Genomic DNA, 12,106 nt, shown 5'->3' on the forward strand with positions numbered 1-12,106 from the left:
CCCCGGCCCCGGGAGCCGGATCTGTGGCCCCAGGGTTGCGAGGACCGCCGCGTCACCGGTCGGCTCCGAGTGCCTCCAACGACTTCAGTACCGTCTCCGCCTCCTCGGTGATCCGCTCCACCAGCTCCGCGCACGACGGCAGGTCGTCGATGACCCCGGCGACCTGGCCGGAGGCCATGACCCCGAGATCCGTCCGGCCGTCCACCATGGACGCCTTCTGCAGCATCGGCGTGTTCGCGGCCAGCAGGACCTGGCTCCAGGTCAGGTCCTTGCCGTGCTTCATGGCGAGGCCGTCCTGGACCATACGGCGCCAGGTGAGCCCCGAGATACGCCGGAAGCCCGCCGCCCGGCGCATGGCCCGCAGGAGCCTGGCGGCCCGGCCGGATCTCTCCAGGGCGTCGACCAGCTCGGTGCGCAGCATGCGGTGGGGCAGGCCGTCGATCGTCGTCGTGACCGTGACGTCCCCGACCGCCGCCGCCAGATACCTCGCCTTCACCGCCTCCGGCACCGTCGAGTCCGACGTCAGCAAGAACCGCGTCCCCATGGCCACGCCCGCCGCCCCGTACGCCAGCGCCGCGACCAGCCCGCGCCCGTCGAAGAAGCCGCCCGCCGCCACCACCGGGATGTCCACGGCGTCCACCACCTGCGGCAGCAGCACCGTCGTCGCCACCTCCCCGGTGTGCCCGCCGCCCTCGCCGCCCTGCACGATCACCGCGTCCGCGCCCCACGCCGCGACCTTCTCCGCATGCCGCCGCGCGCCGACCGACGGGATGACGACGACGCCCGACTCCTTGAGCGCGATGATGAGTTCAGGCGAGGGGGCCAGGGCGAAGGACGCGACCCGCACCCCCTCCTCGATCATGATCTGCACCCGGTCGGCAGCGTCCCGCGCGTCCGCGCGCAGGTTGACCCCGAAAGGTGCCGTCGTCCGGGCCCCGACCTCGCGTATCGCCTCGCGCAAGCGGTCGGGCGTCATCGTGGCCGACGCCAGGATGCCCAGCGCCCCCGCGTCCGCCGCCGCCGAGACCAGGCGGGGGCCCGCCACCCAGCCCATCCCGGTCTGCACGATCGGGTGCCGTACGCCGACCAGCCTGGTGAGCGCCGTCTCCATCAGGAACGCACCTCCCTGTCCCGGCCGTTCGCCGGGTCGAGCGCCTCGCGGATCAGACGCAGCTCCGCCGGGGTGGGGGAGCGGGTCTGCGGTACCTCGGCGGGGATCGTCAGCTCGAAGCCGGTCGCCCGCACGACCTCCTCGACGGTCACCCCCGGATGCAGGGAGGCGACCCGCATCGAGTGGTCCGGCGTCGCGAAGTCGAAGACGGCGAGATCCGAGACGACCCGGCCCAGCTGGTGGAAGCGGGCCGTTCCCGGATGGCGGGCGGCACGGTCGTGGCCGACCCCGCACACCATGTCGACACGCTCCACGAACACCCGGCGGGAGTGCCGCGGGATCCAGTAACTCGTCGGGTTGTTCAACGTGTTGACCGGCGCGCCGCGCACGCCGAGCAACTGCCGGGCCGGTTTGGCCCAGTCGCCGATGCAGGAGATGTTCTGGTTGCCGAAGCGGTCGATCTGGCTGGCGCCCATCATCACGTGCCGCCGGCCGCCGGTGACGAGGGTGAGATGCCGGCGGTAGGGCAGCCAGCCCTCGGCGTTGCCGTCGGCGTCCACCAGCGTCGCCTCGCCGTCGGTGAGCAGCAGGTCGGGGGCGAAGGTGTGCCGGGCGAGCCGGGCGCCGAGGGAGGGGATCAGGCCCATCGGGCTCGCCAGGATCTCACCGGCACCGCGCCAGGCTTCGGCGCAGGCGATCACGCAGTACTCGGCGCGGGTCGCTGCGGGGGAGGGCGCGCGGATCGGTGCGGGGGTCGGTCCGGGGCCGCGTTCGGGGGTCCGTCCGGGGATGGGTGCGCGAGTCGGGGCGGGGCCGGGTTCGGGTGTCGCCGGGGTCATGACCGCTCCTCTTTCTGCGGACGCCTGCCGCTCTCCTCGTGCCAGACGCGGACGGCGGACCGGTACGCGTGCTCGTCCCCGGTGAGGAACCGCGCGGCGAACTCCGGCCAGGGCGTGGTCGCGTAGTGCCTCTGGAAGGCCTCGTCCCGCGTGTGGTCAGGTGCGCACGACGTGAAGTGAGCGCCGTTCGGGGCCTCCACGACGCCGGTGACCGTGTGCCGTGGGACGAGCAGTGTCTGGGGCGCCGCCTCCTTCGTCAGCTCGGCCGTGTCCACGATCCGCTCGCACGAGACGTACGCCGTGCCGGCCGCCGCGCAGAACAGGTCGTCGAAGTACGGATCGGGGCCCAGGTACTGCCCGTTGCCCCGCCGGTCGGCGCGGTTCACATGGACCAGGGCCGCGTCCAGGCGCAGGGCGGGCATGGCGACGAACGTCTCCCCGTCGTCGTACGGCGACGCGACCGTGCGCAGACCGGGGTTGACCCGCATGACGTCCGATCCGACCCCGGCCCGCACCGGCAGGAACGGCAGCCGGTTCGCCGCCGCCTGCAGCCCCCACAGGAACATCGCCTCGTCGATCTCCATCAGCTCGAACGCCCCGCGCTCGCGTGCCGCGCGGTAGTGCGGTTCGAGCGGGATGGAGTCGAGGGTGGTGAAGGCGGCGACCAGCTTCCGGATCCGGCCGGCGGCGGCGAGCATGCCGACGTCCGGGCCGCCGTAGGAGACCACGGTGAGGTCGGTGACAGCGGTGCGCAGCAGTGCTCTCACCAGGGCCATCGGTTTCCGTCGTGAGCCCCAGCCGCCGATGCCGAGGGTCATGCCGCTCTCCAGCCGGCCCACGGCCTCGTCGGCGCTCATCGTCTTGTCGGCAGCTGTCGCCCGGGCCGCCGTCGCCTCGGTCTCCGCCCTGTCCGCTTCCGTCTCCGCCGTCACTCCGGTCCCTCCTTCCCTGCCGTTCCGAACGTGCTCCGCACCTGGTCCGCGACCCCGCTGAGGTTGGCCTCGAAGGTGAAGCCCTGTTCGAAGCGGTAGCTGCGGCGTACGTCGACGGGGTCGATGCCGTTGATCGCCGCCTTGGCCAGGCGCAGCAGCCGGCCGTCCTTGGCGGCGATCTCGCGGGCCAGCTCCAGGGCCGCACCGCCCAGTTCCCCACCGGGCACCACCCGCCACACCGAGCCGTGCGCGTGCAGCTCGGCGGCGCTCGCCGTGCGGGAGGTGTAGTACAGCGCGCGCATGAGGTGCTGCGGGACCAGGCGGGCCAGGTGCGTGGCCGCGCCGAGGGCGCCCCGGTCCAGCTCCGGCAGGCCGAAGGTGGCGTCCTCGCTCGCCACGATCGCGTCCGCGTTGCCGACGAGCCCGATGCCGCCGCCGAGACAGAAGCCCCGCACGGCCGCCACGACCGGGACCTCGCACTCGTAGACCGCCGCGAAGGCGTCCGCGCAGCCGGAGTTGGCGCCGAGCAGGGCGCCGGGTCCCCGCGCCTGTATCTCCTTGACGTCCACCCCAGCGTTGAAGCCGCGCCCCTCGGCGGTCAGCACGACACAGCGGACGCCGGGGTCCCGCCCGGCCGCGCGCACGGCGTCCGCCAGGGCGTACCAGCCGTGCACCGGCAGCGCGTTCACCGGTGGGAAGTCGACCGTGACGACGCAGATCCCCTTCTCCGGGGACGAGGTGGAGACACCCATGGCCGCATCAGCTACCTTTCCACCAAACGTTTGTTAGGTGTTCGAGGCTTCGAAGCTAGCAGCCGCCGAATCAGCGTGGGAGCCCCTGTGGACAACGCAGCCCCTGTGGACAACTCGCGGTCGCCCCATCTCCACGGCCGGACCGTCGTCGTCACCGGCGGCACGCGAGGGGTGGGCGCCGGGATCGCACGGGCCTTCGCCGAGGCCGGTGCCGAGGTCGTGACCTGCGCCCGGCGGCCGCCCGAAGTCACCGTCGAGGGCGCCCGGTTCGTCCCCCTCGATCTGCGGGAGCCCACCGCCGTGCGGGACTTCTTCGCGGGGCTGCCCCGGCTGGACGTCCTCGTCAACAACGCCGGAGGCACGCCGTACCGGCTGCTGACCGACGTCGACGCCGAGCGGCACGCCCGGGTCGTCGAGCTGAACCTCGTGGCTCCGCTGACCGCGTCCCTGGCCGCGTACGAGCGGTTGCGGCGGACGCGGGGATGCGTGGTGATGATCGGCAGTGTCAGCGGTGGCCGGCCGTCACCCGGGTCGGCCGCGTACGGCGCCGCCAAGGCCGGCCTGGAGAGCCTCGCCCGCTCGATGGCGGTCGAGTGGGCGCCCGACGTACGCGTGAACACGCTCGTCGTCGGCCTGGTCCGCACCGAGTTGTCGCATCTGCACTACGGCGGCGAGGACGGCGTCGCCGCCGTCTCCCGCACGGTCCCGCTCGGGCGGCTCGCCGCACCGGCCGACGTGGGGGCGGCCGCTGTGTTCCTGGCATCCGACGCCGCCTCGTACGTCAGCGGCGCCAGCCTGCACGTGCACGGGGGCGGTGAGCGCCCCGCGTTCCTGGACGCCGCCACCGCTCAACAGAGCCCTCAGGAGGGATGAGATGAGCGCGAGACGCAGCCGCGAAGGGCGTGTCGTCGTCGTCACCGGGGCCGGCCGGGGGCTCGGGCGGGCACACGCGCGCGCCTTCGCAGCCGAGGGGGCACGGGTCGTCGTCAACGACCTCGGCGTCGGGCCGGACGGCCGGCCCGGCGCCGACAGCCCGGCCGCCCAGGTGGCCGCCGAGATCCGTGAGGCGGGCGGCGAGGCCGTCGCGCACGCCGGCGACATCGCCACCACCGAGGGCGCCGCCTCGCTGATCCGGACCGCGCTGGAGGCGTACGGCCGGCTCGACACGCTGGTCAGCAACGCGGGCTTCCTGCGCGACCGGATGCTCGTCAACCTCGACGAGGACGACTGGGACGCCGTCCTGCGCGTCCACCTCAAGGGGCACTTCCTGCCGCTGAAGCACGCCGCCGCGCACTGGCGGGCCGAGGCCAGGGCGGGCCGCACGCCCGAGGCCCGGATCGTCCACACCAGCAGCGGGGCCGGGCTGCTGGGCTCGGTCGGGCAGGGCAACTACAGCGCCGCCAAGGCCGGGATCGTCGGGCTGACCCTGGTCGCGGCGGCCGAACTGGGCCGGTACGGCGTCCAGGTCAACGCCATCGCCCCGGCGGCGCGTACCCGTATGACGGAGCGGACGTTCGCCGAAACCATGGCGGCGCCGGGCAGCGGCTTCGACGCCATGGCGCCGGAGAACGTCTCCCCGCTGGTCGTCTGGCTCGGGTCCGCCGCGAGCGCGGGCGTCACCGGCCGGGTGTTCGAGACGGAGGGCGGCCGCATCACCGTGATGGAGGGATGGCGCGCCGGACCCACCGCGGACAAGGGGGCCCGGTGGGACGTGGCCGAACTCGACGAGGTGGTACGAGGACTGCTGGCCGGCTCCCGGACGCCGGGGCCGGTGTACGGCAGCCGGGAGTGAGCGTCACGCGGGGTGCGTGAGGTCCTCCGCGCGGACCGGGGCCGGGTACGGCAGACCCGGGCGTAACGCCGCGGTTCGTCGAGCGCCGCATGGGTCAAGCGGTGCAGTTCGCCGCCGAGGCAACCGGCCATGTGCGGAGTGAGCAGGACGTTGGGCAGGTCGTACAGGAGGGAGCTGTACGGCGTCGACCTCTGATTCGCCGCCGCTGTCGGGGACATAGGGGTGAGCGCGCCGGCAAGACCGGCCGCACGGCCATGATCCGCGTCTCCGGCCCGCTGCGCGACGGCGCGACCATCGGCCTGACCTGGCGGCGGGCCGTGTCCGCGGTGACGTCGAGCGACCCGGCGGTCCGGGTGCTGGTGACGAGGGACCGGTTGAGTCCACGGGTGACACCGGGAAGCTTGGCGTGTGCGCAGGGCGACGGTGACCTCGGGCTGACCTGGGGCGGCGGCGCGCCTAGGTGTCGCATTCCAGCACCGTCCGGCACAGCGCGCACCGCGCCCGCACCCGCCCCCGCACCCGCCCCCGCACCGGCACCCTGATCCGCTGGTGACAGGTGGGGCAGGGGAACGACACCCGCAGCGGGCCGTCGGCGTCGGGGGAGAAGGCGTACGGCGTGCTCGCCGTGCCCGGCATACCGACGGGGGCGTGGTGGCTCTGGGCGTGGCGGCGGTCGCGGGCGTAGCGGCGGCGGCCCGCCCAGCCCGCCGCGGTGAGCGGTGGCTGCTGCTCGTCGTGACGGGCCAGCGTCATGCCCTTGACGTACGCCGTGTACGCCTGCGGGCTGGTGAACCACGTCGAGGGGTCCTCACCGAACACCAGGGCGCGCTTGGCGAGGACGTACCCGAACTCCTCGGGCGTCAGATAGCCGAGCTTCTGGCTGGACGCCGCGTCCTCCCGGTAGGCGTCCAGGAGCAGCCAGCCGGCGCCCAGGTACGTCGTCGCCGTGTCCGTGAGGATCTCGTTGTCGCGCGTGCCGGGGAACGACAGGTCCAGGCGGTGCAGATAGACATGCATGATCTCGTGCGCGAGCGCCGCGCCGATGTCCCGGCGGTGGGTGCGGAACCGGTCGTTCAGCTCCACGAAGTACTCGGGACCGGTGGTGAGTTCGACGTTGGCCGCGTGCTGCATCTCGCGGAAGCTGACGACCAGACGGGCGTCCGGCAGCCGGTAGTGCCGCACCAGCTCCCGGGCCACGCGCTGGGCGCCCAGATAGAGGTCGTCGGTGTCGCAGAACGCCACGTCGGCCGGGGGCACGCTGGCCGCGAACGTCTGGATCGTGTCGTGCGACAACCGCCTGTACAGCGCCGTGACGGCGGCCCGCACCGTCTCCAGGTGTGGGTAGCCGTGCTCGACCGGTCCGTCGTTCGCCACGCCCGTACCCCCAAGACGCCGTGAACCCGTTTCCACTCTACGAGGGAGAGAGCGGAATTTCGCTCGGCGGGTTGCGCTGTGCCGGCGTGAGATCAGTCCTTGTCATGGACGCCGCCCGATCTTCATACTGGCGAGCCGCCCAATCCGCCACGAAGGGAAGTACGTTGACCCATAACGCGACGACGAGAAGCGGTCTGACCCTGGCCAGAAGAGCCGCGGCGGCCGGTGCCGTCGCTCTCACGGTCGCCAGCCTCCAGCCCGTCAGCGCGCATGCCGCGGACACGCGCGTCATCGGAGGCAAGCCCGCCGTACAGAACGAGTTCCCGTTCATGGTCCACCTCTCGATGGGCTGTGGCGGTGCGCTCTACAAGAAGGACGTCGTCCTGACGGCCGCCCACTGCATGGAGGGCTCCGGCAACAACACCCGCATCACGGTCACCGCGGGCGTCGCCGACCTCAACTCCTCCGCCGCCATCAAGGTCAAGTCGACCAAGGTCAGGGTGGCGCCGGGCTACAACGGCGTGGGCAAGGACTGGGCGCTGATCAAGCTCGCCCGGCCCATCGACAAGCCCACGCTGAAGATAGCCACCACCAACCGCTACAACCGCGGCACCTTCACCATCGCGGGCTGGGGCGACACCCGCGAGGGCGCGGGCACCGGCACCACCAAGCTCCAGAAGGCCTCGGTGCCCTTCATCACCGACCGAGCCTGCAAGTGGCACTACGGCAACCGGCTGGTGAGCGCGGAAGAGCTGTGCGCCGGCTACCAGAGCGGCGGCGTGGACACCTGCCAGGGTGACTCCGGCGGCCCCATGTTCCGCAAGGACGACGCCGGCAAGTGGATCCAGGTCGGCATCGTCAGCTGGGGCGACGGCTGCGCCCGCACCGGCGTTCCCGGTGTCTACACCGAGGTCAGCCACTTCGCGAAGGACATAGCCCGGGCGGCGAACGCGCTGTAGGAGGCGGTTCGGTGGCGCGGCGGCCCCTGCCGGGGTTCCCGCGGACGCCGGTCGTCCGGTCGTCGGCGGGTCCGCCCCCTGGCAGAATCCGGGACGTGACCACCGAACAGCCCTCCGCCGCCGCGTCCCTCCAGGTCGGCGGCAAGGACGACGCCCTGGAGCGGCGCCTCGAAGCGGAGCTCACCGCGTTCAACACGGCGGCGACCGGCGCCGCGCAGCCCGAGGAGTTCAGCGTCCGGGTCACCGCGGGCGACGGCGAACTGCTCGGCGGACTGACCGGGTGGACCTGGGGCGGCCTGTGCGGCGTGGAACTGCTGTGGGTCGGCGAGGACCTGCGGCACGCGGGGTGGGGGAGCAAGCTGATGCGGGCCGCCGAGGAGGAGGCCGTACGGCGCGGCTGCACCGACATGATCGTCTCCTCGTACACCTTCCAGGCCCCGGCGTTCTACCAGAAGCTCGGCTTTCGCGAGGCGGGGCGGCTGCCCGGCGTTCCCGGCGGGCACGCGGACGTGTATCTGCACAAGGTCATCGGAGCCTGAGGCGGGACGCCTGCTTCATCGAGGCCGAACAGCCGCCCGCCGCGTAGGGTGGACGCCCATGAGCACGCGCAACACCACCCCCGACGACGTCGATCCGGCCGTCCGCCAGGAACTCTCCCGCCTGCGCGACAGCATCGACAACATCGACGCGGCCGTCGTCCACATGCTCGCCGAGCGCTTCAAGTGCACCATGCAGGTCGGCCGGCTCAAGGCCCTGCACCGGCTGCCGCCCGCCGACCCGGCCCGCGAGGCGCGGCAGATCGACCGGCTCCGCTCTCTCGCCGAGAGCGCCAAGCTGGACCCTGGATTCGCTGAAAAGTTTCTCAATTTCATCATCGGCGAAGTGATCAGGCACCACGAGCGCATCGCCGAGGACACCGTGAACGGCGCCGCCCCGGCAACCGATTGACCTCGGCGAACACCTCCTGGTACGGACCAGTGCGCGGTCCCGGCTGCCCGCTCCGCGCCGTGCACTGATCGTCAACGGGCGGCCACTGTCCGTCAGTGCCTCGCATACTCTGGTGTCCACGCCGGAGGGAGTTCGGGCATGGGATCGGACACCAAGATCCTCATCGTGGACGACCACGAGGACACGCTGTACGCGCTGGAGAGCGCCCTGGCCCCGCTCGGTTACGACCTGGGCCGCGCCACCAGCGGCGACGAGGCCCTGAAACAGGTGCTCCGCGGCCACGTCGGCCTGCTGCTGCTCGATGTGCGCATGCCCGGCGTCAGCGGGCTGGACGTGGTGCGCTACCTGCGCCGCCTGGAACAGACCCAGCACATCCCGGTCGTCCTGCTCACCGGCTACGGCCCGGACCACGAACTGACCTCCACCGCTTTCGGACTCGGCGTCGCCGACCTGCTCATGAAGCCGGTCGACCCCTGGGCGCTGCGCACCAAGGTCCGCTACCTGTACGACGCCCACCAGCGCCACCAGGCACTGGAACGCGAGGTGCGCGAGCTGCGCGCCCTCAGGGAGCCGCGGGTGGAGACGGAGACCCGCGCCGACCCGGGGAAACCGGGCGCCCGCCTGCCCGTGCAGCGAGACCGGCGCGGGCCCGCACCGGCGCAGGACCGCACATAGGCCTCGTACGCGGGGGACCGCCGTGGACCCGCCGCCCGCCGGCACGCAGGACCGCGCACAGCCCGGCGAAACCGCCCGCCCCTGTCCTGCTGTCACCGGCATCAGGCAGCATGTGATCCATGTCCGTACTCACGCGCGACGAAGCGCAAGCCCGTGCCCAGCTCATCGACGTCCGTCACTACGGGGTCGACCTCGACCTGACCACCGGTGACGAGACCTTCGACTCCCTCACGGTGATCGGGTTCACCGCACGTACGGACGCCGACACCTTCGTCGAGCTGAAGCCGGCCGAACTGCGCTCGGTGACCCTCGACGGACAGCCCCTGGACCCCGAGACCCTCGACGGCAACCGCCTGCCCCTGAAGAACCTCACCGCGGGCGACCACGAACTGCGCGTCGACGCCGTCATGCGCTACTCCCGCACCGGCGAGGGCATGCACCGCTTCACCGACCCCACCGACGGCGAGACGTACGTCTACACCCAGCTGTTCCTGGACGACGTGCAGCGCGTCTTCGCCGCGTTCGACCAGCCCGACCTCAAGGCCGTCTTCGAGGTGACGGTGAAGGCACCGGCGGGCTGGACCGTCCTCGCCAACGGCATCACCGCACACACCGGCGGCGTGTGGAGGGCTGCGCCGACCCCGCCGATCTCCACCTACCTCGTCGCCGTCGCCGCCGGCCCCTGGCACTCGGTGCGCACCGAACACCGCGGCCTGCCCTTCGGCATCCACTGCCGTCGCAGCCTCGCGCCCCACCTCGACGCGGACGCCGAGGAGATCCTCGACGTCACGCGCGCCTGCTTCGACCGCTACCACGAGAAGTTCGAGGAGCCGTACCCCTTCGACTCCTACGACCAGGCGTTCGTCCCCGAGTTCAACGTCGGCGCCATGGAGAACCCCGGCCTGGTCACCTTCCGCGACGAGTACGTCTACCGGTCCGCCGTCACCGACACCGAGCGGCAGAACCGCGCGACGGTCATCGCCCACGAGATGGCCCACATGTGGTTCGGCGACCTCGTCACCCTCAGGTGGTGGGACGACATCTGGCTGAACGAGTCCTTCGCCGAGTACATGGGCTACCAGACTCTCGGCGAGGCCACCCGCTTCTGCGGCACCTGGACCGAGTTCGGCGTCGCCCGCAAGGGCTGGGGCTACGACGCCGACCAGCGCCCCTCCACCCACCCCGTGGCCCCCGAGTCCGTCACCGACACCGCCTCCGCCCTGCTCAACTTCGACGGCATCTCCTACGCCAAGGGCGCCTCCGCCCTGCGCCAGCTCGTCACCTGGCTCGGCGAGAAGGACTTCCTCGCCGGCATCAACACCCACTTCGCCCGGCACCGGTTCGGCAACGCGACCCTCGCCGACTTCATCGACTCCCTCGCCGCCACCACCGAACGCGACGTGCACGCCTGGGCCGGGTCCTGGCTGCGCACCACCGGCGTCGACACCCTCACCCCGCGGGTCACCACCGGCGACAACGGCATCTGCACCCTCACCGTCGACCACACCGGCAGCCGCCCGCACCGCATCGCCGTCGGCCTCTACGACCACGATCTGGGCGACGAGGGCCGCCTCGTCCTGCGCGAACGCCTCGACCTCGACGTCCCGCACCCCGACGGCCACCCCATCGGCAAGCGCCCCGCGCTGCTCCTCCTCAACGACGACGACCTCACCTACGCCAAGGTCCGCTTCGACCCGCGGTCCTTCCGGACGGTGCGCGACGAACTGTCCGGCCTGCCGGGCCCCCTCACCCGGGCGGTGGTGTGGAACGCCCTCAGGGACGCCGTACGCGACGCCGAACTCCCACCCACCACCTACCTGGAGACGGCCCGCGCCCACCTCCCGCACGAGACCGACCTCGCCCTCGTCCAGGGTGTCCTCGGCTTCGCCACCCGCCAGATCGCCGGCCGCTACCTCACCCCCGAGAGCCGCCCCGCCGCCCAGAGCGCCCTCTCCTCCCTCTGCCGCGACCTGCTGCGCCGCACCGAGGACGGCGACAACCCCGGCCTGCGCCTGCTCGCCGTACGCCACTTCGTGGACGTCGCCGCGCACCCCGACACCATCGCCGCCTGGCTCGACGACGGCATCGTCCCCGGCGGACCCGAGCTCGACCCCGAGCTGCGCTGGCGCATCCTCGGCCGGCTCGCCGCGCTCGGTGCGACGGACGAGGCCGCCATCGCCGCCGAGCTCGACCGCGACCCCAGCGCCACCGGGCAGGAGGGCGCCGCCCGCTGCCGCGCCGCCCTGCCCGACCCGCAGGCCAAGCGGACGGCGTGGGAGGCGATGTTCGCGCGGGACGAGCTGTCCAACTACCTTTTCACGGCCACCGCCCAGGGCTTCTGGCAGCCCGAACAGGCCGACCTCGTACGGGAGTACGTGCCGCGCTACTACGAGGACGCCGTCGCCCTCGCGGCCCGCCGCGGCCCCGCCATCGCCGAGGCCGTGGGCAACTGGGCCTTCCCCGCCCACGCCGTCGACACCGAGACCCTGCGCCTGGGCGAGGAGTGCCTGCGCGACGCGGAGCCGGTGCCGGCGCTGCGCCGGAGGCTCGCCGACCAACTCGACGACCTGGCACGCGCGTTGCGGGTGAGGGAGGCCATCTAGCCCCCCGGCGCCGGCCATCCAGCACCCCCCGCGCCGGCCGGCGGCGACAGCCGGCCCGGCCGCGCGGGACAGGGGCGGTCCCGCGCCGCGGGGGAACACGCACACGCCTCGTACGTACCCT

Annotated in this window: 12 protein-coding genes and 1 pseudogene; 7 read left to right on the forward strand and 6 right to left on the reverse strand. The window is 72.6% G+C overall.

Translation table 11 applies throughout. The annotated features are described in order from the left end of the window. Positions 1–52 precede the first annotated feature (52 nt). The 4 genes from ACFV6X_RS11680 to ACFV6X_RS11695 all read right to left on the reverse strand — a co-directional run bounded on the left by ACFV6X_RS11680 (position 53) and on the right by ACFV6X_RS11695 (position 3,634). Positions 53–1,111, reverse strand: coding sequence for an NAD(P)H-dependent flavin oxidoreductase (locus ACFV6X_RS11680; RefSeq protein WP_385381141.1), 1,059 nt, complete (start codon positions 1,109–1,111; stop codon positions 53–55). Beyond that, on the reverse strand, positions 1,111–1,950 hold the full coding sequence (locus ACFV6X_RS11685) for a CoA-transferase (protein WP_385381144.1): 840 nt from the start codon (positions 1,948–1,950) through the stop codon (positions 1,111–1,113). Before ACFV6X_RS11685 ends, ACFV6X_RS11680 begins: the two co-directional genes overlap by 1 nt. Next, positions 1,947–2,807, reverse strand: coding sequence for a CoA transferase subunit A (locus ACFV6X_RS11690; protein ID WP_385381392.1), 861 nt, complete (start codon positions 2,805–2,807; stop codon positions 1,947–1,949). The genes ACFV6X_RS11685 and ACFV6X_RS11690 overlap by 4 nt, the downstream gene beginning before the upstream one ends. Positions 2,808–2,878: 71 nt before the next feature. Next, complete coding sequence (locus ACFV6X_RS11695; protein WP_385381146.1) at positions 2,879–3,634, reverse strand: enoyl-CoA hydratase family protein; 756 nt, start codon at positions 3,632–3,634, stop codon at positions 2,879–2,881. 87 nt (positions 3,635–3,721) lie between these two features. Here ACFV6X_RS11695 and ACFV6X_RS11700 point away from each other — a divergent pair, with 87 nt between their 5' ends. Together ACFV6X_RS11700 and ACFV6X_RS11705 are read left to right on the forward strand one after the other, a co-directional pair. Next, positions 3,722–4,507, forward strand: coding sequence for an SDR family oxidoreductase (locus tag ACFV6X_RS11700; RefSeq protein WP_385381149.1), 786 nt, complete (start codon positions 3,722–3,724; stop codon positions 4,505–4,507). 1 nt (position 4,508) lies between these two features. After that, the gene (locus ACFV6X_RS11705) at positions 4,509–5,426 is read left to right on the forward strand and encodes an SDR family oxidoreductase (protein WP_385381152.1); all 918 of its coding nucleotides are present in this window, start codon (positions 4,509–4,511) and stop codon (positions 5,424–5,426) included. A gap of 3 nt (positions 5,427–5,429) precedes the next feature. Here ACFV6X_RS11705 and ACFV6X_RS11710 read toward each other — a convergent pair. Then, positions 5,430–5,608, reverse strand: a pseudogene (locus ACFV6X_RS11710) (hydroxyacid dehydrogenase); the annotation flags it as partial. Positions 5,609–5,882: 274 nt separating this feature from the next. Beyond that, positions 5,883–6,800, reverse strand: coding sequence for a hypothetical protein (locus ACFV6X_RS11715; RefSeq protein ID WP_385381154.1), 918 nt, complete (start codon positions 6,798–6,800; stop codon positions 5,883–5,885). 164 nt (positions 6,801–6,964) lie between these two features. Here ACFV6X_RS11715 and ACFV6X_RS11720 point away from each other — a divergent pair, with 164 nt between their 5' ends. From ACFV6X_RS11720 to pepN, 5 genes are all read left to right on the forward strand, one after another. After that, positions 6,965–7,759 carry a S1 family peptidase gene (locus tag ACFV6X_RS11720; RefSeq protein WP_385381157.1) on the forward strand — a complete coding sequence of 265 codons (795 nt, stop codon included), beginning with the start codon at positions 6,965–6,967 and terminating at the stop codon, positions 7,757–7,759. Positions 7,760–7,854: 95 nt separating this feature from the next. After that, a complete protein-coding gene (locus ACFV6X_RS11725) occupies positions 7,855–8,298 on the forward strand; it encodes a GNAT family N-acetyltransferase (RefSeq protein WP_385381160.1) in 444 nt (147 codons plus the stop codon). Between the two features lie 58 nt (positions 8,299–8,356). Continuing rightward, positions 8,357–8,707, forward strand: coding sequence for a chorismate mutase (locus ACFV6X_RS11730; protein WP_385381163.1), 351 nt, complete (start codon positions 8,357–8,359; stop codon positions 8,705–8,707). A 138-nt stretch (positions 8,708–8,845) separates the two neighbouring features. Further along, complete coding sequence (locus ACFV6X_RS11735; protein WP_385381165.1) at positions 8,846–9,382, forward strand: two-component system response regulator; 537 nt, start codon at positions 8,846–8,848, stop codon at positions 9,380–9,382. 119 nt (positions 9,383–9,501) lie between these two features. Then, positions 9,502–11,985 carry an aminopeptidase N gene (gene pepN, locus ACFV6X_RS11740; protein ID WP_385381168.1) on the forward strand — a complete coding sequence of 828 codons (2,484 nt, stop codon included), beginning with the start codon at positions 9,502–9,504 and terminating at the stop codon, positions 11,983–11,985. The last annotated feature ends 121 nt before the right edge of the window (positions 11,986–12,106 follow it).

This window comes from Streptomyces sp. NPDC059861, from assembly GCF_042731435.1.
Lineage (GTDB): Bacteria > Actinomycetota > Actinomycetes > Streptomycetales > Streptomycetaceae > Streptomyces.